General features: G+C 55.6%; 26 protein-coding genes and 1 pseudogene. 11 read left to right on the top strand and 16 right to left on the bottom strand.

Annotation, left to right across the window (positions count from 1 at the left end):
* The 8 genes from KHQ28_RS01080 to KHQ28_RS01045 all read right to left on the bottom strand — a co-directional run.
* On the bottom strand, positions 1-346 hold a 346-nt coding region (locus KHQ28_RS01080; protein ID WP_211777553.1), incomplete at its 3' end, for a plasmid partitioning/stability family protein.
* 2 nt (positions 347-348) lie between these two features.
* On the bottom strand, positions 349-1,323 hold the full coding sequence (locus KHQ28_RS01075) for a plasmid segregation protein ParM (protein ID WP_011091047.1): 975 nt from the start codon (positions 1,321-1,323) through the stop codon (positions 349-351).
* A 240-nt stretch (positions 1,324-1,563) separates the two neighbouring features.
* The gene (locus KHQ28_RS01070; protein ID WP_011091046.1) at positions 1,564-2,292 is read right to left on the bottom strand and encodes a tyrosine-type recombinase/integrase; all 729 of its coding nucleotides are present in this window, start codon (positions 2,290-2,292) and stop codon (positions 1,564-1,566) included.
* Between the two features lie 18 nt (positions 2,293-2,310).
* The gene (locus KHQ28_RS01065; RefSeq protein ID WP_011091045.1) at positions 2,311-2,559 is read right to left on the bottom strand and encodes a hypothetical protein; all 249 of its coding nucleotides are present in this window, start codon (positions 2,557-2,559) and stop codon (positions 2,311-2,313) included.
* Positions 2,556-3,041 (bottom strand): hypothetical protein, encoded by a 486-nt coding sequence (locus tag KHQ28_RS01060; protein ID WP_011091044.1) that lies wholly within the window; start codon positions 3,039-3,041, stop codon positions 2,556-2,558. The genes KHQ28_RS01065 and KHQ28_RS01060 overlap by 4 nt, the downstream gene beginning before the upstream one ends.
* Positions 3,038-3,625, bottom strand: coding sequence for a restriction endonuclease (locus tag KHQ28_RS01055; RefSeq protein ID WP_011091043.1), 588 nt, complete (start codon positions 3,623-3,625; stop codon positions 3,038-3,040). The genes KHQ28_RS01060 and KHQ28_RS01055 overlap by 4 nt, the downstream gene beginning before the upstream one ends.
* Positions 3,618-3,866: a helix-turn-helix transcriptional regulator gene (locus KHQ28_RS01050; RefSeq protein ID WP_004187394.1), complete on the bottom strand. Its 249-nt coding sequence runs from the start codon at positions 3,864-3,866 to the stop codon at positions 3,618-3,620. The genes KHQ28_RS01055 and KHQ28_RS01050 overlap by 8 nt, the downstream gene beginning before the upstream one ends.
* Entirely contained in the window at positions 3,863-4,324 is a 462-nt protein-coding gene (locus tag KHQ28_RS01045) for a hypothetical protein (protein WP_011091042.1), read from the bottom strand. The genes KHQ28_RS01050 and KHQ28_RS01045 overlap by 4 nt, the downstream gene beginning before the upstream one ends.
* Before the next feature lie 140 nt (positions 4,325-4,464).
* On the opposite strand from KHQ28_RS01045, the gene KHQ28_RS01040 reads away from it, so the two are divergent.
* Entirely contained in the window at positions 4,465-5,010 is a 546-nt protein-coding gene (locus tag KHQ28_RS01040) for a hypothetical protein (protein WP_015062809.1), read from the top strand.
* A gap of 161 nt (positions 5,011-5,171) precedes the next feature.
* Here KHQ28_RS01040 and KHQ28_RS01035 read toward each other — a convergent pair whose 3' ends face one another.
* The 3 genes from KHQ28_RS01035 to KHQ28_RS01025 are packed head-to-tail and all read right to left on the bottom strand — an operon-like array spanning position 5,172 to position 6,806.
* Positions 5,172-5,891, bottom strand: coding sequence for a hypothetical protein (locus KHQ28_RS01035; protein ID WP_011091040.1), 720 nt, complete (start codon positions 5,889-5,891; stop codon positions 5,172-5,174).
* On the bottom strand, positions 5,888-6,472 hold the full coding sequence (locus tag KHQ28_RS01030) for a hypothetical protein (RefSeq protein ID WP_015062808.1): 585 nt from the start codon (positions 6,470-6,472) through the stop codon (positions 5,888-5,890). Before KHQ28_RS01030 ends, KHQ28_RS01035 begins: the two co-directional genes overlap by 4 nt.
* Positions 6,450-6,806: a hypothetical protein gene (locus KHQ28_RS01025; protein WP_045405132.1), complete on the bottom strand. Its 357-nt coding sequence runs from the start codon at positions 6,804-6,806 to the stop codon at positions 6,450-6,452. The genes KHQ28_RS01030 and KHQ28_RS01025 overlap by 23 nt, the downstream gene beginning before the upstream one ends.
* A gap of 526 nt (positions 6,807-7,332) precedes the next feature.
* Here KHQ28_RS01025 and KHQ28_RS01020 point away from each other — a divergent pair.
* The 5 genes and pseudogenes from KHQ28_RS01020 to KHQ28_RS01000 all read left to right on the top strand — a co-directional run.
* Positions 7,333-8,250, top strand: a complete 918-nt coding sequence (locus KHQ28_RS01020) for a type II toxin-antitoxin system RelB/DinJ family antitoxin (RefSeq protein ID WP_045405128.1) — start codon at positions 7,333-7,335, stop codon at positions 8,248-8,250.
* Positions 8,251-8,264: 14 nt separating this feature from the next.
* Complete coding sequence (locus KHQ28_RS01015; RefSeq protein WP_015062805.1) at positions 8,265-8,948, top strand: hypothetical protein; 684 nt, start codon at positions 8,265-8,267, stop codon at positions 8,946-8,948.
* 41 nt (positions 8,949-8,989) lie between these two features.
* Positions 8,990-9,208: a hypothetical protein gene (locus KHQ28_RS01010; protein WP_015062804.1), complete on the top strand. Its 219-nt coding sequence runs from the start codon at positions 8,990-8,992 to the stop codon at positions 9,206-9,208.
* Between the two features lie 298 nt (positions 9,209-9,506).
* Positions 9,507-9,926: a hypothetical protein gene (locus tag KHQ28_RS01005; RefSeq protein WP_045405123.1), complete on the top strand. Its 420-nt coding sequence runs from the start codon at positions 9,507-9,509 to the stop codon at positions 9,924-9,926.
* A 16-nt stretch (positions 9,927-9,942) separates the two neighbouring features.
* Positions 9,943-10,149 (top strand): annotated as a pseudogene (locus tag KHQ28_RS01000) (3'-5' exonuclease); the annotation flags it as partial.
* Positions 10,150-10,171: 22 nt separating this feature from the next.
* Here KHQ28_RS01000 and umuC read toward each other — a convergent pair.
* From umuC to KHQ28_RS00975, 5 genes are all read right to left on the bottom strand, one after another.
* Positions 10,172-11,437: a translesion error-prone DNA polymerase V subunit UmuC gene (umuC, locus tag KHQ28_RS00995; RefSeq protein ID WP_040027898.1), complete on the bottom strand. Its 1,266-nt coding sequence runs from the start codon at positions 11,435-11,437 to the stop codon at positions 10,172-10,174.
* Positions 11,425-11,859, bottom strand: a complete 435-nt coding sequence (locus KHQ28_RS00990; protein WP_015062799.1) for a LexA family transcriptional regulator — start codon at positions 11,857-11,859, stop codon at positions 11,425-11,427. The genes umuC and KHQ28_RS00990 overlap by 13 nt, the downstream gene beginning before the upstream one ends.
* 344 nt (positions 11,860-12,203) lie before the next feature.
* Positions 12,204-12,536 carry a type II toxin-antitoxin system toxin endoribonuclease PemK-mt gene (pemK-mt, locus tag KHQ28_RS00985; RefSeq protein ID WP_011091027.1) on the bottom strand — a complete coding sequence of 111 codons (333 nt, stop codon included), beginning with the start codon at positions 12,534-12,536 and terminating at the stop codon, positions 12,204-12,206.
* A 1-nt stretch (position 12,537) separates the two neighbouring features.
* Positions 12,538-12,795: a type II toxin-antitoxin system antitoxin PemI gene (pemI, locus tag KHQ28_RS00980; RefSeq protein WP_004187429.1), complete on the bottom strand. Its 258-nt coding sequence runs from the start codon at positions 12,793-12,795 to the stop codon at positions 12,538-12,540.
* A gap of 92 nt (positions 12,796-12,887) precedes the next feature.
* Positions 12,888-13,541, bottom strand: coding sequence for a CPBP family intramembrane glutamic endopeptidase (locus tag KHQ28_RS00975; RefSeq protein WP_045405118.1), 654 nt, complete (start codon positions 13,539-13,541; stop codon positions 12,888-12,890).
* Between the two features lie 79 nt (positions 13,542-13,620).
* On the opposite strand from KHQ28_RS00975, the gene KHQ28_RS00970 reads away from it, so the two are divergent.
* From KHQ28_RS00970 to KHQ28_RS00950, 5 genes are all read left to right on the top strand, one after another.
* Entirely contained in the window at positions 13,621-14,004 is a 384-nt protein-coding gene (locus KHQ28_RS00970; protein ID WP_045405161.1) for a DUF1496 domain-containing protein, read from the top strand.
* A 104-nt stretch (positions 14,005-14,108) separates the two neighbouring features.
* Positions 14,109-14,504, top strand: a complete 396-nt coding sequence (locus tag KHQ28_RS00965) for a lytic transglycosylase domain-containing protein (RefSeq protein ID WP_004187436.1) — start codon at positions 14,109-14,111, stop codon at positions 14,502-14,504.
* A complete protein-coding gene (locus tag KHQ28_RS00960; RefSeq protein WP_015062796.1) occupies positions 14,504-15,811 on the top strand; it encodes a hypothetical protein in 1,308 nt (435 codons plus the stop codon). The genes KHQ28_RS00965 and KHQ28_RS00960 overlap by 1 nt, the downstream gene beginning before the upstream one ends.
* Before the next feature lie 10 nt (positions 15,812-15,821).
* Positions 15,822-16,772, top strand: coding sequence for a DsbC family protein (locus KHQ28_RS00955; protein WP_004187441.1), 951 nt, complete (start codon positions 15,822-15,824; stop codon positions 16,770-16,772).
* A 12-nt stretch (positions 16,773-16,784) separates the two neighbouring features.
* Positions 16,785-18,872, top strand: coding sequence for a conjugal transfer protein TrbC (locus tag KHQ28_RS00950; protein WP_171279081.1), 2,088 nt, complete (start codon positions 16,785-16,787; stop codon positions 18,870-18,872).
* Positions 18,873-18,909 lie beyond the last annotated feature (37 nt).

Genomic DNA, 18,909 nt, shown 5'->3' with positions numbered 1-18,909 from the left:
ATGAAACAGGACGAACGCCTGCCGGCGACACCGTATTGCTGCCACCGCCGGTGGCCTGCAGAAACGCCTCAATCAGGCGTGCCATCTCTCCTGTATCCTGCTGCGGCAGCGTACTGCTGATGATCCGCTGAATATCCTGCATCGAGGTGCTCTCCGTCAGAAATTCAGCGATCAGGAACGGCAGGCGTTCGTCCTGTTTCATCAACGCGGCACCACAGAGCATCATGGCGCGCATCGCGCGGCCACGCTCTTTCTGAGGCAGTTTCTCAAGAAAGCCGTCTGCTACCCGGTCCGCCGCATTGCGCTCCGGGTAGATATAAAACGAGCACTTACGGTTATCAGTCATACTCAGCCCTTCATTGCCACCATACCCAGAACCAGATCGAACTGCGGGTTATCACTGACGAAGAAACGATCGTCACTCACCCCCGTTGCCTGCTTCACTGCGCCGGCGACCAGGCTGGCACCGCCACCGACCACCATGACGTGCGTGAAGCCGGCAAAGCGGCCAACTGAATCGGTGACACGGTGCGTCAGGGCTTTTTCCCGCTCATGCAGTACCTTCATCACCTGGGCCCGCTGGTCAGCATTCTGGAGGTAACGGGAAAGAAACGTTTCGTCATTTCGCGCCTGGATCAGACGGTCGGCAAAATACGAACTGGTACGGGTGCTCACGCTGGTATCCAGTGCATGTTTTACGGCTTCGGTGATGATGGATACGCCAGTTTTAGGATCGCAATGCGTCTTGGTGAAGCCGGACATTTTGCTGCGAACGTGCGCGATATCCAGCGTGGTTCCACCGATATCCACAATCAGCAGGGAGTCCAGATCGTCCAGATCCTTCAGCACACTGAAGCCTGCAGGGACCGACTCTGGCAGTACGCTGACTTTACGCACGGTAAAGCTCTCACGCCCCTGAACGGCCACCGCACGCTTCACGTTCGCTTTTTTCCGCTCGATGTTGGCCATATTAGGCTGATCGTTTTCATCCAGGTACTCGCCCAGCGGCAGCGTCACCACAACATCAACCGGCTGCGGTTCAATGCCGGACTGCATCAGGGCATGGTGGATAGCGACGACATTCACATCACTGTACTGATAGCGGGTTTCCGTGGTGCGCACGGCATCCGGGCTCAGCTGGTCAAAGCTGTACTTTTCCCCGTCAATTTCATAGTTGGCGGAAGCCGGCACTGATGAATCTGTCAGCAACGTCATGGACCATTCGGGCTTGAAGCTGTTCGGACTGATCAACGTTTTGACCGCACCGTCTTCCATCCATGCCAGTTTGATGTTGGTGGAACCGTCGTCAACAAAAATACGCATTTTGAACCTCACATTATTTAGAAAAAAACCGTAGAAATCAGGAATAATACAGCTTTCAAATGGATTATTACGCATCCCTGCTGACGTGTAAAGACAAAAAGACGCACCAATATAGAAAAATACAGAAAAATAGAGAATAAAAACCAACAAAAGACGGCCAGGCCGCCCTGAAAACGGTCTGACCTAGAAAGAAAATGGATTTATTTAGATTTATATGGAAATATCAGGGAGGGATACAGATTATTCCGGGAGCGTTAAATGACTGTCTGGCAGGCTGAACCGGACGCCATACTGACGACCAACATCGAGCGCAAACACGCGCGTGTAGGTTTCTGTGGTTTCCAGCCGGGAATGCCCGGCATAAGCCTGTACAACTTTCAGCGGAACCCCATGCTGGATCAGGTGCATACAGAAGCTGTGCCGGAACGTGTGACAGGTAACAGGGATACTAAAAGTGACAGAGTCACGTTTTGCGAGGTCCAGTGCCTTCCTGATCCAGTTACGCGGCGTGTTATCACTCTGCACCGGCCAGAGCAGCTGCTGTTTACCAATACGCAGGGTGGTCAGAAATTCACGCACCTTCCTGACATATTGAGGATCGGTCAGAGGAACAAGACGGAACACCTCTTCATCCTTGCCCGGCCTGCCGCGGCCACGCTGACGCTGTTTAAGCGTCTTCAGCCGGACAAACGGCCGGGAACCGTCAAGCTGAAAGCTGGCGCCGGTCAGCGCCAGAGCCTCATTAATACGCGCGCCCGTGTTCCAGAGGGTATCGAAAAGGACCTGCTGGCGCAGGTCTGGCACATACCGCAGAAACACCGACACCTCCGGGGCCAGCAGGTATTTGGGTAAATCAGCCTGGCTGGCCATCTCCCGCAGCGCCAGCGCATCGGCATAATCGAAGTAGGCATATGTCCCGATGGCGTCGCTACGTGAATTCTGAGAAATTTGCAGGGGGAAAGTGTTCAATTTTTTAAAATCCGCTAATCAGCCGTCAGGCGACTGAATTTTATGAAATTTCTCGCTGAAATCGACCGCATCCTGCATATCAAACGTCATACTGCGGGTGGAGGTGGTCGAGCTCCAGCTTTTTCCGCCTTCGATTCTGTAAGGGGGTAGGGTCAGTCCGCGTAACGGCTTGTCATGCCGTGCTGCAAAAACCAGCTGCCCGGCAGATATCTTCAGCATTATGGCAAACATATCCGCACTGATACGGCGGCCTTTCAATCCACTCATAGCAACCTGTAACTGAAGCCGGCACCGCGGCTGTTATTGTAAATCTGCTGGCCAGACTGGCCTTCATCTTCACTGTACACCATCATACGGCGGCCGTTAGTCAGCGAATCCATTTTCCGCCGCGCGTTTTTATCGTCATAACGCACGGGCAGGCACGCCCCTTTACTGGCGCTCTCACTTTCAACACGGAACACCCTTACCCTGACGGCGTTCTTCCGCACCTGGTCAGGATCTTCACCACTGACCACGCCCGTCAGTTTCTGAAGCGTATCTGCCGGACTGCTGTACTCAGCCTGGCTGAGATAGCGGCCGTTCGGGGTTAACCAGAAATCCTGACTGTCACTGACACGGTAGGTTTCGCCGTGGCTGGCGATGCCTGAGACGTTACAGAAGCGGTCATAATCGGTGGGCTGTCCGGGGAGCATGGCGCACCCTGTCAGCAGCAGTGCCGGCAGGGCGGCGACGTATCCTTTCAGTTTCATGTTGTCTCCTGTTCAGGATGAACCATTTCGGCCGGTGGCCGGTATCCCGGATACGGGATAAACGGCGCATCGGTGGCAATAAGGTCTAGCAGCTTCTGGCCACTGACCAGGATCATGCGGCTGTCTCCGCGAATGAGCGATTTGGTGCCTTCGCGCGTTTTGCCGGTATGGCAGAAAAAACCGCGGGCACCGGTGGCGTTCAGCAGGTCGCTGAAGTCACGGACGTGGCCAACGGCAATATAGCTGGTATAGCGTTTGGCCTGGATAAGCCAGGTCTGGCCATCAATCTTCACGCGGCCATCAATCCCGCCGTCACCGGTATACCGGCGGTTACGGATCACTTCAAAGCCCCGGCGTTCAAAGCCTTCAAGCAGCAGCTCTTCGAACACAAACGGGTCAATCTTGCGCAGATAGGCAATTTTCTGCCCGAAATGCGGGAACGTATTAATTTTATCGATCACACGCACCGCACTGGCCTGTTTCCGTTCATGCCGGCGCCGGCGTCGCCGTGTACCCTGCCAGAGGCCATACAGCAGGATACCCGCAAGGATAAATGAGCCGACAACATGGATAAACTCATTCATTATCGATCCTCAGCACTTCATACTTCAGCTGCCGCAGCAGCCTGTCTTTGCTCATGGTTTTCAGGGTGGGCCATTCCGCTTTCAGCGTCAGCGCGACGGTGGCAAGTTGTATGGTCCGGGGTACTGTCTCACCGTCCTCATATTTTACCAGGCTGGTACGGCTGATACCGAGCTCAGCCGCGGCGCGCTCCTGGGTCCAGTTCAGGCCCCGTCGCCACAGGATCAAGTCAAAACCGGTCAATCCGCCGCACTCCCATGCTCAGTGCCGGGCTTCGTGCCGGCGGGTACGGCCTCTTTCCCCTGTGCCTTTTTTTCCGCCGGGGCCGGGTAGGCCGAGGCCAGTTGTGCCCGGAAATCACGCCACGCTGACAGCCAGAGCGCATCAGATGCCTGGTCAGACGACAGATTAAGGACCGCATTGCGGTCACGCCAGTGGCTAAATGTCTGAGCCGGCAGGCCGGCACGCCGGCGCAACTGCTGCTCGTCGAAATAGGCACACTGAACCAGGAGGTGTCTGACGTTCTGCGGGACAGCTTCATCCCTGGCCCCTTCCGGCACAGCCAGCATCCCGGCGCTGCATATCCCCTGAATGCCCGCCTCGGTATAAATCTGCTGCAGATCGGTATCATCACCCTGCGCAGCGCCGGCGGTGTGCGCCACAGCCAGCATGATGCCGGCAATAAGTGGTTTCTTTATCATGCGTACTCAGCTCCTGGCCGAATCTTGGTGGACTGGCCTGTTATAATCTGCCTGTATTTATAGCCTGAAAATGTTCATATTTGAACATTTTTTATGTATATTAATTCCGCAAATTCGCCATAAACACAACAGGAGACGCGATGGATATCAACTACTACGATGAACATCAGGAAGAATTTGAGGCGGTTAAACTGGCGCTGAGGGGCGAAATGGAGAGGATCTGGGGCTCCATGCTGAAAGTACGCGGGGACAACCTGGATGATGAAGCCACGTACCTGAACCTGTTTGAAGAACTGCAGTATAACTTCTCTCCGTCCAGTTTCAGTAAGCTCACCCCGGCGCAGGAACTGGATAAAGATAAAATAGCGGCCTTTGTGGCCAGAACCCGCGGCTATAAGCACGGCATCACGATCAAATGCCGGCCGGGTCGCCCGCAGAAGTGGCTGAAAGGCCGAATCAAACCACTTGAGGACGCGGAAGGCACAAACCTCTGCTGGATCGACACGGCCACCATCGTGCATATCGGTGCTGGTCAGCAGTTTGACGATCAGTATTATCTCACCGTGACCACACAGACCGGGCAGAGTTACCGCGTAAATGAACTCCGTCTGCCAGGTTGTCTGCTGGAAGCAGCCCAGGAAAGCCTGTTCAGGGCACTGGATTCAACCACCGGCGGTCATTTCTGATACTGAGTTGCACCACGCTTAGCGGGGATTTATACTCGCAGTGATTAACAGATTAATTTTCCGTTTACTCCGACAGAAAGTTAAGTAGTAAAAATGTCTAGTAATTAAAAGGCGCCCTTCCTCACCAGTTGGACGCCTTTTGTATATCCTTATTCATTTCATCAAATGTCGGTCCGTGAACTGTCCGCAGCCAGTTTCTGAATAGCAATGATCTCATCTCCGGTCAGCTCAGCCCGATTGTCCAGCTGCTGCACGTCTTTGCTCCGGACCGCCCAGAAGTAGGTACGCCGGCTGTCCTTGAGAAAGTGATAGACATTGACCAGCTCGTCCGCGGCACGCTGATCCCCTGCCTGCCAGGCTTTGACGTACAGGGCCGCCGCTCTCCGGGAATCCTGCAGAACGTACTGGCCCGCCTGCAGTACATCGCCGGCACGCATCAGCAGCGCCTGATTTTTGCTGTCCACCGGCGCCGACTCTGCCAGTGCAACAAGCCGCTCAGCCGCCTGCCCGGCCTTCTGTGGGTCAATATCGCGCGGATACACATCCGGCGTCTTGCTGCCTGGGTCAAACAGGAACACCAGTGCCGGCACGGAACCCTTTTCTACGGCTTTCAGGACCATATCCCGCGTGGCCTCATCCCGCGCCCGACATGCTTTATCCGTGGAAGCAAAATTACCAAACAGAAATGCCCCCAGCGAGTCGCAGTCCCGGCCGTAGTCGCCGGACTGCTGTTCGAACGAGTCCAGCGCCAGAAACGGATCATCGGCCTTCAGCGCCGCCGTGCGGGCGGCTTCAAACTGCAGCGCTTCCTGTTTGTTATCACAGCCCGCCAGGAGCCCGGCGCACAGCGGCAGGACAAAAAGAATGCCTCGCATGTTCATGACTCTTCTCCCTGTTCGTTTTCACCCGCCCGGTATGCCCGCTGCCCCTTATAACCCAGCAGGGATTCGCACATCAGGTCAGTGATGCGTGCAATAGCGAGATCCGCATTGTCAGCACGCAGGGAAATCACGGCCGTTTCGCCCCGGTGCGCGGCGTTCCAGAATCCGGGCAGCAGCGTCTGGAACCGGGCCCGGTCATCCCCCTCCGACAGCAGGGCTGCATCCGGCAGCCGTTCGCGGAGCACCGCTTCACTGGCCTCGCGCAGGATATCGTCGCGGCTCCAGATGCACAGCGTTGCGGGTCCACTGCGCAGAAGAACGGTTGCCGCATCTGCCATATTCAGCATATCCAGCTTCACCATTTCCACGCCCGGACGACGCAGCACAAATCCTATCGGCCGCCGGTACTTGCCCAGCTGCAGCAGATCGTCGTCCGTAAGCAGTTCCAGGCCACGCTGAAGGACAAGATGCAGTACTTCAGCCTCTTTAATCGGCCGTAACAACCCATGCCTGGCGTTAGCTTTGACGGTCAGCGCCTCAATGCGATTCCAGAGCTCATCATTTATATGTTTGGTGGCCATCGGAATGCTCCCCGCCAAAATAAAACCGTTTTCCATCCGCCGCTTTGCCCAGGCATACCGTGTGACCCGTGGTTATCTGGCCGGCATCCATCAGGAACGGCGCGCCCGGACCGCGAAACACGTCCGGATCGAGGGCGGCAGGTTCGCCGGCAGCGACCGGCCGGACCATGCCCATATCGTAGCGGTCCGGCAGGTTATCCGGCAGGCAGGCCTGCGTGTAGTCATCCGCGACCTTCTGCGCCTCTTCCAGGGTGGGGTAACGCCCCAGCACGCCGGTGATCTCTTTTTTCAGTCCGAAGCCGTAACCGCGAACCTTGTACGCTTCATATTCCATCTCGTTCACTCCGTTTTCTGTTGTTTACTGAATAACCAAACTCTAATAAATTAGGTTTCATGCGTAAATTATAAATATTTAGATTTAGCACTAAAAGCTAAATCGACAGAATCGCCCGCGGGTAGCCATCACCTGGCGTGACTGTCACGCGGTTTATATTGCGGAATGCTTCGCGCCCTTATCTTTTCACCCTGTGACTTTTGCGCCCGCAACCACCGGAAAATACCTTTTCGCCGGCACCGTGATTGCGGAAAAAACGTAAATACCGGAAAAAGCGAAATCAACAGGGAAGGGAAGGCAGGGGAACGGCCGCACGGCTGCCGGCGCGGACACCATATCTTGTGCCGTTTCCAGCTGACTGAGCCACTACATATAGCGTTATCCACAGAAACTGGGGATAAGTGGCGGCGCTGCGGAGAATACCGCTAAACCGCAACGGTGAAAAAATGTGGTCCCGCGCGTAAAAGTGCGGTACAAATGGCTGTACATTATGTAAAGCCAGATGACTGTACAAAAAGGAAGGAGCATGACCGGGTTGTTTGAACGTAAAAAGCGGGCCAAAAGCGCCCAGCTGACCGTGCGTCTCGATGAGCAGCTGAAGAAACGGGCCGAACTGCGTCTGGAGGCGATGAGCATGACCGCCACGGAAGCGGTGGAGCAGCTTTACCGCTTCATCGCCGAACACGGCCGGATGCCGCTGCAGATCCGGGTGGTGACGGAGGATGCGCCGCAGCCGGTCATCCCCGACAGGCACCATCACCCCCTGTATGGAGCCGGGATACAAACCATACTGGACAACACCAACGCCAGGGTCTTCTATCCCTCCGGGGAAACGCCCGTCTCCGGCAAGATCGGCGCCACCGTCCTGCAGCGTTTCCTGACGTTCCTGGCGGAGCGAGGCGTCAGCTGCAGCGATCCACAGAGACTGACCGAAAGCGCCGGCCGTGCATGGGGCGAGCGTGAAGATATGATCGGGAATATGCCCCCGGACATGCAGCAGGCCATAAACGATGGCGTCATTTTTGAGGCCAGCGCTGACACGCCGGACTTTTCCCCTGAGCTGGCGGCCGCGTTTGGCTTCACACAGGCCCAGGCAGAAGCGGTGCTGAAACCCGCCCTGGCCGCCAGGGATCTCCCCGGTTTCCTGCAGCGCTTTCTGGCGTTCCTGGCCGACCGGGGCATCAGCTGCAGCAATCCCCGGCGGTTTACTGAAAAGGTCACTGAACACGCCAGCCATGAGGGGCTGCACCGGCTTATTGCGATGTTGATGTCGCGCATCAGGGATGAGGGGGTCAGTTTTGTCTTTCATAATGAATCCCCGGACGAACTGCCACGCCTGGCCGCGTCACTGCCCGGCGAACTGGCCGATACCTTCGGGTTTACGGGATGGCAGGCAACAACAATACTGCGTCAAATCCAGCCGGCACGGCCGGGGCAGGATTAGGGCCGGGAGCCTGAATGAACAAACATCTTCACCTCATCACCACCTGTACCCGGCGCAAGGCGGGCAGCGTGGAGGATACCGTTTTTCCGGGCGACGCTTCCCTTAATGACGCCTTTGGCGGCTGGTACAGGCTGATCGCCCAGGCCGCCCGCCGTCCTGGCAGGGTGCTGGAAACGGGAGATCTTTACCGGGGCGCACACTGGCTGCGCGCCCGCGGTATCGCGGCGCGGTGGCCGGGCATCGAGCTGTGGGCCATGTCGGCCGGTCTGGGGCTGCGCCACCATACCGATCCGGCGGTCGCGTATGAAGCAACGTTTCACGCCATGCCCTTCGCGCCGGCGACCGTCTGGGGCTCACTGACGGCACGGCCCCCGCTGGCGGGCCGCTGCGCTTCCCTGGCTGAGCTGATGCAACGCTGCCCGGACGATCGCTTTGTGATCGCCGGTTCACCCGTGTATATCAGCGCAGCTGAGGAAGATATTCTGGCCGGCGTGCCGGCACTGCGTGATGCGGCCGCTCAGCTGATTATCGTGACCTCACAGGGCTATCGTGGTCCGCTGCAGCCGTTTCTGAAAAGAAGCAGCGCGAACATGATGACAGCCCTGAAATCGAACATGACGTGCCTGAATATTGCCTGCGCCGGCGCCCTGATTGACACCATGATGCAGGCAGACGACCTGCAGGCGGCTACCATTTAATAACAGAGACTGGCGATACCGTCGCCACAAGGGGGTTTTACATGTTCAGCATCATTTTTCACGCCGGCGCAGCCATCCTTTTCCTGGTCATGAGCCTGGCGGCCGGCGCCGGCCTCCTGCTTCATGGCCATGAATATACTACAGGTCATTTCTGGAACATGACAGGGCTGTGCATTGTGTCCTCTCTCGTCTGGATCTGGGCCGTTGTCCAGGCAAAAGAAGCCTGGTACATATTACGTTCACACCGAAATGAAGGTTAGATTTGTAACCCAATGAAAAGCAAAGAGGAATGTAATGAATGATTCAATTATTTTTACTGCGATTGGTTAGGTCTTTTTGGCTGGTTTGCTTACTCGTCGTGAGTGTGTTGCTCATCATTTCGGCCATTAGCAACTTAATATCACCGGTCACTCATGATGATTTCGTGGCGTTTGCCAGCCTCCCGGTAGTCAACATAGCCATGATCGTTTAGGGTATTGGCAGCATCATTTTCTGCTGGCGCAGAATAGTAAAAAACTGGTAACGGCCGGTTCCAACGATTTCAGCAGGAAAACCACCATGAAAAACCTTATACCTACGGTACTCAACTCACCTAAGAGCCTGCTCTTTGTCTCATTGTTCCTGCTTACGGTCGGCCAGATGGTCGATCTTCAGGTCGCGGTGTCCGGGGCACCGCAGTGGCAGCGCGTGGTCAGTGGTCTGTTTTTTTATATTCTTTTCCCTGTACTTTTATACTACCGCCTGTACCGGGCGGTGCTGCCGGTACTGTCCGATCGGCGTCAGCTGCGCATCATGCACTGTGTCGCCAGTTTCTTCGGAACTACACTGGCCAGCCAGTTCATTATCCGCCTGGTGGCGTATTCAAAACCCTGGCCGCTGCTGCATCTGCTGCTGACCATCGCCAATATCGTGCTGACCATAACGACTATAGCCCTGCTGGCTCGTCACTTTTTTCGACTGCTACGCGCGCAGCCTTAAATTCATTATTACCGACGCAGTTACTTTGGCTGCAGGGTATTTTGGGGCCACCAATCGCTATGGCACCATTTCGCTGGCCAGCGCGGCCAGTCAGGCAGCATTGACCTGGGAAGGGGAGGCACACTCGGCGATCGCCGATGCACGGATGACGGCCGGGGTGGTGAACGCCATTGCCGCATACCATCTGGCATTGCTGCAGGAGCAGGAACGGCTGCAGGCCTGACAGACTGGCCTGCACATCGCTGTTATCGCATAAACGCCGCGGGAATATCCTTCCACTGCGTGGTGTAGGCCGGAGACAACATTTCACGGCGCATGGCATATTCCGGATCAATACCTTCCCCGGCGAAGAAGACCCTTGACCTTCCTTCCCTGTTTATTTTGTCGATGGTGGCCATCAGTTTTTCGCTGCCCGGCCGCACTGCAGCCGGCGCAAACAGATCCAGCTGGGTTTCATGTCCCTGCAGATCGCTGAGCATCACGCCGGCTTTTGCATACCGCACACCCTCACGCCAGATACGCGACAGCCCCAGCTGCGCCGCGGCGATGATGTCGCGTGTATCCTGGCTTGGCACGGAAAGCACTTCCGTAGCCTGGTTACTGTAGGGCACACCGCCGGCGTCATAAGCACTGCTGCGGATAAAGACCGTTACCACCTTCGCCAGACGGTTTTCCTGGCGCAACTTTTCCCCTGCCCGTGTGGCATATTTAGTCACCGCCTGCTGCATCTGCGCCAGTTGCGTGACCCGCGATCCAAACGAGCGGGATACAACAAGCTGCTGTTTCGCGCCGGTACCTTCTTCCAGGGCAAAGCAGGCCTCGCCACGCAGCTCACGGATGGTCCGTTCCAGCGTCACACCGTACAGCCGGCGTGCAAGTCGGATATCCATCTCTGCGAGCGCCAGCGCCGTTTTGATCCCCATTGTCGCCAGCCCTTTTTCGGTACGATGGCCAACCCCCCACACATCGCCGGCCGACACCAGGCTCATCAGCCTTTTCAGTCTCACAGGATCACTGAGCGCCACAACCCCCCCGGTGGCAGGCCACGTCTTTGCGGCGTGGTTGCACAGCTTGGCCAGCGTCTTCGTTGGCGCGACGCCCACTCCACAGGTGAGCGTTGTCTGGCGCAGCACTTCAGCCCGCAAAAGCTGGCCAAACGCCTGCGGCGACATCACGCCCTCCATGTGAGACGCATCAGCAAAGAGCTCATCAATTGAGTAAACAAACGTCCGCGGCGCCAGACTTTCCACTACGGTTGCAAATCGGGCGGAGAATGAGGCGTAAAGGGTGTAGTTGGAACTGAATACGGCGACGTTATGCTGTTCCAGCAGGCGGCGGCAGCGGAAATAGGGCTCCCCGCGGCGCACGCCCAGCGCTTTCGCCGCGCGATTGACCGCAACAAGCGCCCCGTCGTTGTTGCTGAGAACGACCACAGGGCGCCCTCGTAAATCAGGGCGGAACGCTTCTTCGCAGCTGCAGTACATCGAATTGACATCGATTAAGGCGTACACGGGCGGTGTCTCATGACAGTGAACGTAACCACACCCCATATCTGCAGCGCCTCCGGATCAAACCTGATTGGCGGAAAAGCCGGATTCAGCGGCATCAGGCAGGGGTAAGGGCGGAGCTGCAGCTGCTTGACCGTAAATTCATTATCGATGCTGGCAATCACGATGCTGCCGTGCCGGGGTTCTTCTGCCCGATCGACGACCAGCACATCGCCATCATGAATGCGCGCATCACGCATGGAATCGCCGGACACACGCAAGAAGTACGTCGCGGCCGGATGCCGCACACAGTAATCATGCAGGTTAAGTTCATTGGCCTCATAGCCTGCTGCCGGGCTGGGAAAGCCGGCCGCAACGGGTTCGGCAAAAAAAGGGAGTGCGTCGCCTTCCACTGAAGGCCGGGGATAAACGAGATCCAGCGCCATAATTCAGCCTCCAATAACTGTTTTTATATACAGTATATTGCAGGCTTCAGGAAACAGGCAATGCCAGCATAAATATCGGGCCGGCACACTTTTATTTATTGCAGAAACACCGCAGCTCCTGCGCAATGCGAGTGACCAGGATAAGGACAATCGCCGTACCAAACCCGGCCCCGATTGGCCTCAGAAAGCTGGTAAAGGCGGAGGACAAAGTTCTGTCATCATATGGATTAACCATGCTGCATAAATACGCCATCACCAGGCATGTGACAACGCAGATAAAAAACCACAAATACCTTATCAAATTTCCTGATTTCATCATGATGGTTCTCTGTCGAAACAATGGGTCAAGTCAGAATCGTGGCCAGACGACCAAGAACGTCATCCATGATAGCCTCTGGCACCCGTTCGAGTCGTTTGCCGCCGCGGGCTTTCATATCGATCGTCCGGGGTTGATCGCAACGCACAACGCCGGTGGTACGTATGCCGGCGCCGTCCAGCGACACCGCAAAGCCAGCAGTGCGGGCAAAATTGCCTCCGCTGGTCACGGGCACAACAACAGGCAGACGGGTCACGCGGTTAAAAGCAGCCGGCGTGACAATCAGCACCGGCCGCGTTCCCTGCTGCTCATGACCTGCGGTAGGGTCAAGCGAGACAAGCCAGATTTCCCCTCTTTCCATGTCAGATTTCCTCCTGACCAGCCGCCGGCGCATCCAGCCATTCACGTTCTTCAGCCGAGATTTCAGCATTCGGATCGCACTGCGCCAGTAGCTCAGCCAGTGAATACTGCGGGCGTCTGTGCGGCTCCACAATCAGCCGGCCATTATCAATGACCATGCCAACTTCATTATCTGTACCCAGCGACAGCGCATTCAGCAGTGCCGGTGGAACGGTCAGCATAACTGAGCCGCCAACCTTCTTCAGTCGGGTGGTATGCATTTTTTACCTCCATAAAAGTTATATTTAAATATAACATCCACTAAAAAAACATACCAGGCTTTAACGCGCAATGTTTAATAAAAATATAACTTTCAGCCAAACAGTAAACCCAGCGCGGTTGCTTCCATATGCAGCAATACCGACAGCAGCAGGCCGCCGCTTCTGATCCGGGCAGCTGATGTAATCAACCCCACCAGGAACAGTTCTGCCAGGGTCAGCAGGTTCTGATACTGGCTGTGCGCGGCGACGAACAGCAATGACGTTATCAGTGCCCCCAGCCACATCGTCCAGCGGTACCGTGAACGGAAGACGTTCAGCATGATCCCCCGGAACAGCGTTTCCTCATTCAGCGGTGCAAGGATAAAGATGGCCAGCAACGTCAGGATCACGTCGGGTATGGATTTATCGGCAAAAAGTTTCGTCATAAACGGCTCAGCGGGCAGGTCCAGCACTTTACCCAGCAGAAATTCTCCGACATACACCACGGCCATCGCACCGACCAGCCACGGCGCGCCAACGTTACGCAGCTGGCCAACAACCGGTAGCGGTGCGACCCAGCGACGGTAAACCAGGAACACACACAGCAGGTACACCAGAACAGCACCATGAATGAAGAACAGCGTATTTTTCCCCAGCCCATAGAGCAGAACGGTTTGCCCCATGACAAACAGGGCTCCCCAGGCTATGGCCCAGGCTGCCAGCAGAACCAGCATAAACTGCAGATATTTATTACGTGACTGAATCATTTTATCCCCTGTTAATTTTTAAACAGAATCGGCTTGACACTCAGGCCGGTTTTCAGACTTAATTTAAATGATCCAGAAAATGATTGCCGATTTTTTTAATGGAGAAAGTGAAATGAAATTCAACACGAAGATTGCTCTTATTCTGGCTGCATCCGTAATCAGTTGCAGTGCCTTTGCTCAGAGCGTATCCGCGCCGAAAACCGATTCTTTACTGAGCAGCATTCTGGGTGAGCAGGTACAGACAAACCAACATCTTGTACAACTGCTGGCAAAGGATCAGGATGCCGGTATTACACTGACCCCGGAACAAAAGAAAACCTCTTGCCTGTATGAAAGTCATTACTACAGCAGTGGCGCACTACTTACCGTCGGAAAAGAAACACTCCGCTGCACGCTGAGTGGCGAAATCCCGACATGGGAAAATGCGAACGAGGGCAATATTGTCTCTGTCGAAGGCAAATAAAATCCCTTTGACAGCCTCTCAATTATCCGTACCAAAATGATTTAAAAAAATCTCCTTTTGATGGTATATTTTTTACTCGAAATAGAAATCATTAGGAGATTGTTATGGTTGATGCCCCGCCCTCAATCCCGCTGCCAACCTGCATGGTTGAAGCAGCACAGATTTATCACATTCCTCTCCGTGGATTCCTCGCCTTGTGGCTGACTGAAGGCGGAAAACCGGGAATGAAAAATAAAAACAAAAACGGCACTTACGATTACGGCGCATTCCAGATAAACACCATCTGGGCGAATAAGCTGGCGTCCGATTTTGGCGTAAAAGCGGAGCAGCTGCAGCATGACTTCTGCGCCTCTGCAATGGCCAGTGCCTACATCCTCAAATACAACATCATTCTCGAAGGGGGGGATTTCTGGCAGGGTGTCGGCCGCTATCACTCCAACACGCCGGCGCGTAAGGCCTGGTATATCGGGAAGGTTTACCAAAATTCTCTGAGGTTCTGATGCAAAACCAGCCACAACGGAAAGGGGGAGGGGATGATGGCCTGATGATTATCGGGGCCCTTCTCATCATGATCACAGTGATGTGGTTTGGCTTTCGTGATTATGTTATTTACGGAGCCTGTCGCCTGCTTTACTGGATCTACGGTGTACTGCCGGACGCCATTACACCGGGTAATGCGGCCGAGCGCCGGGACATGCTGCTGTCGGCGGCGCGGTATAACCACCAGGTTTCGCTGTGGGACTTTATCAGCGTGATGAACGACACGGCCAGCGTGCTCTTTCCCCTGTTCATTTTAATCATCGGGCTGTTCGTCTGGGTTATCTCACGCAATCCTTACTACCGTCTGACCCGTAAACTGACCATCCGGAACCTGCCCTGGGTGATGGTAAAAAACTATCCGGGGATCGCCCATATCCTCGCCCGGTTTGGCCACCTCGATCAGCTGCTGCTGAATGAAGATCCGGAAGAAGCACGCAGCGCGCAGTCACCTGTTGAGTTTGCCCAGGAACATAACCTGATTGATACCGCTAAACGCCGCCTCCGTAAAAAAGCCGCACATAAGGTCTTCCTGTCACAGGTAAACCTGGCTCCCGAAGGGGCGGCCCTTTCCCTGGCGCCCTGGGAAAAAGCACTCGCTGCCTCGTTTGTACATCTGCGGTTTATGGGCGACCGGCCAACGGCTAAATCCATTCTCGACGATCTCAACCGTTCCTGCCTGCGGACCAAAGACGGCTTCCCTGATTATTCGCTGGCCGCCGGGCTCTGGACCGTCGCCAGCCAGTGCGAAGCGTTCAGAGAATTTGCAAAGGGGCGCCGCAGCTCCCGTTCGCTACTCTACGCGCTGTTCGATGATGACCTGCAGCTGCCATCCGCAAATTTCCGGTGGCTGAAAGGCGTGGACCGCACGTTATGGTATGCACTTTCAAGCGCCGGCCGCGGGAAGTTCTTCATTGAGGGCGGTGGCGTTATTGCCTGGAGTCAGTGCGAAAGTTACCGGCTGACGCTCGATGAAGAAAAGGCGGCGAAATTCCCGCCGACCGTGCGGGCGGCCGTGCTGGGCCTTGAGCTGGATCTGCTCCATTACCGCCATATTGACCGCCGCGATCCCGCCATTCCGGTCGCTCACTGGCAGGAAGATGTTATACCGCCATTTGCATTTGAATCTGACGCTGAAGCGGAAGACGAGCCGGCTACGCCGCCTGCAGCTCCGCACGACACCCCGAACAACAGTCTGCGACTGACAGACGATGAACCGACGCCGGCTAAACCTCAGCCGGCAACCCGTCCCGATCACCTGGAACTCTAAGCGAGGAAGTATGAAACTCACCGTAAAAACCGATCGCAACACACTTTATCTTTCCGCTGACGGAAACTACCAGGAACAAGCCCTGCACTCCTTCCCCCTGTCAGCCTGTCATTTTGGACTTGGCCATGATGCCGGCAGCGGCCACATCCTGACGCACAATACGTTTTCTGGTGAAGCGGTGCAGCTGTTCCGCTTTGAAAACGAATATCAGGCCATCGAGGCGCTGAACAATATCCGTAAAAAGCTGAAACAGCAGCGCGGACTCAATGCCGTGCGCCGGCTGTCTAACTTTATCTTCTGGCCAGTTGCCGCGCTGGGCTTTATCGTCTCCATCAACGGCGCGTTGATGAATATGCATCAGCCGGCACAGCCACTGCAGGCAAACTCGTATGCTCCCGCGCCGGGTCTGCAGCAGCCTGCCACTGCGCCGGAGCAGCTGCAGGTTCAGGCAGCACCTGAAGCCCCTAAAAAACTGACTGATAACGACTTGCTGTCACTGAAAGATGCCGTCACCAGCGGACGCTTTACGATCTCGCTTTCAACCGGGCATAAACACACCCTGTATGTGTTTTCCGATCCGATGTGCCCGCACTGCCGCGCGCTGGAACCCCGACTGCAGGAACTGAGCAAACGCTATAACGTCGAGATTTTCCCCGTGTCCGTTTATGGCGACCTGCGCTCGATGGTCCGCGCCGCTCCTGTACTTGATACCGGGAAAGATACCCGACTGAAAAGCTGGGAAGACACGATTAACATGGGATACACCACCATGAACCCGAAAATTGACGATCCGAAAACAGCCCCGGATACCACCGGCGCCCGCCTGGTTGACGCGAACAATATGGCATTTGCGAAATTCGGGTTTATCGGCACCCCGTCCATCGTTGCCGATTCGGGTGATGTGATCCCGGTTTCCGTCGTCAAAGACGATGCCCGCCTGCAGCAGGCGATAGGAGAATAACCCGGAGCCGCTATGCAACAGGAATCTGTAGACAGTAAAAAAGTCATCCGCCCGGATGGTTCGTTCATGGAGTGGTTCCTCACTCCGAACGTACAGTTTGGCCTGCTGGCCATACTGACCGTGCTGGGTCTGTTTCTCCCCTTTACCATGCTGCTGAGCATCCTCATCCTACCGCCGCTGATGGTGTCATTCACGGATCGTAAATTCCGGCCACCGCTGCGAATGCCGAAAGACTGCGAAATGTTCGACGACACCCTGACCACGGAAACCCAGGCGGAATACCGTCTGGGGCCCATTCGCATCCCGCATAAGGTCCGGGAGCGAAAGAAAGCGAAGGGAATTTTATATGTCGGGTATGAGCGGGGACGCCTGTTCGGCCGCGAGCTGTGGCTGAACATGACGGACCTGCTGCGCCACATGGTATTTTTTGGTACCACCGGGTCGGGTAAAACCGAAACCTTCTATGGGTTTATCGTTAACTTCCTGCTGTGGTGCCGTGGCTACTGCCTCTCAGACGGTAAAGCAGATAACAAGCTGGCCTTCGCCACCTGGTCGCTGGCGCGCCGTTTCGGCCGTGAGGATGATTATTACGTCCTCAACCTGCTGACCGGCAGTATTGACAGGTTCGTGAACCTGGTGAAGCAGGAAAGCATCCCCGCGCAATCCAACTCAGTCAACCTCTTCAGCGTTGCCCCGCCGACCTTCATCATCCAGTTGATGGAATCCATGCTCCCCCAGGTGGGCGGGGATTCGGCACAGTGGCAGGATACGGCAAAAGCCATGATGTCGGCGCTGATCAATGCCCTGTGTTATAAGCGCGCCCGCGGCGAACTGCTTTTGTCACAGCGCACTATTCAGAAAAACATGTCGCTGCCGGCAATGGCCGCGCTGTACGTTGAGGCAAAGAAAAACGGCTGGCACAGCGAGGGTTACGCCGCGCTGGAAAGTTATCTGGAAAATACACCAGGCTTCCTGCTGGCCAACGCGGAATACCCGGAAACGTGGGAAGCCCGCGCCTTCGAACAGCATAACTACATGAGCCGTCAGTTCCTGAAGACGCTCTCCCTGTTCAATGAAACTTATGGCCATGTTTTTCCGGAAGACAGCGGCGATATCCGGATGGACGATATTTTCCACAATGACCGCATTCTCATCGTCATGATCCCGTCGCTGGAGCTGTCACGCGGTGAAGCGGCCACGCTTGGCCGTTTATATGTGACGCTGCAGCGAATGACCATCAGTAAGGACCTGGGCTACCAGCTGGAAGGGAAAAAAGAGGAAGTCCTGCTCACTCACGCGCTGAATAATCAGGCGCCATACGGGCTTATTTATGACGAGCTGGGCCAGTATTTCACCAGCGGTATGGATACGCTGAGTGCGCAGATGCGTTCACTGGAAAAAATGGGCGTATTTTCCTCCCAGGATCACCCGTCACTCGCCCGCGGCGCGAACGGCGAGGTGGATTCGCTGATCGCCAACACCCGCGTGAAATATTTTGAGTCGATTGAAGACCGGAAAACCTTTGAAATACTGCGCGAAACCGTCGGCCAGGACTATTATTCAGAGCTCTCCGGGCAGGAAGCGGAACACGGCACGTTTTCCAAAACGGTCCGGGAAGGGGATCTGTACCAAATCCGTGAAAAGGACCGCGTGAACATTCGTGAGCTGCGTAAGCAGACCGAAGGTCAGGGGGTAATTTCTTTCCAGGATGCCCTGGTACGCAGCGCCGCGTTTTACATTCCGGACAATGAGAAGTTTTCCAGCGAGCTGCCGATGCGGATAAACCGCTTTATCGAGGTATTACCGCCATCGCCGGCGACGCTGTACAGCATCTATCCGGAACGCAAGGATGATGAACTGGCGGAAACGAACCCGGATGCAATGCACTTCCCGCCAATCAAGCTGTTCGGGTACGACAAAGCGGCCAACAGCCTGCTGGAAAAAATTGAGGTCTTCTACGAGCTGCAGTGTGGCGCAATTTCACCGGAGGAAATGTCGGTGTGCCTGTTTGAACTGTTCGCTGAATGGCTTGATGGAACGGAAACGGACGACGTGCTTTACCACCAGGAAGACGATCTGTTCCCGATGATCGAGATGTAACCCTGTTAAAAGGCGGGGAGTGGTCCCCCCGCCTTTA

Source organism: Klebsiella sp. 28 (assembly GCF_018223905.1).
GTDB classification, from domain to species: domain Bacteria; phylum Pseudomonadota; class Gammaproteobacteria; order Enterobacterales; family Enterobacteriaceae; genus Klebsiella; species Klebsiella pneumoniae.
The sequence above is the reverse complement of the archived record's forward strand: the minus strand, read 5'-3'. Positions and strand labels throughout refer to the sequence as shown.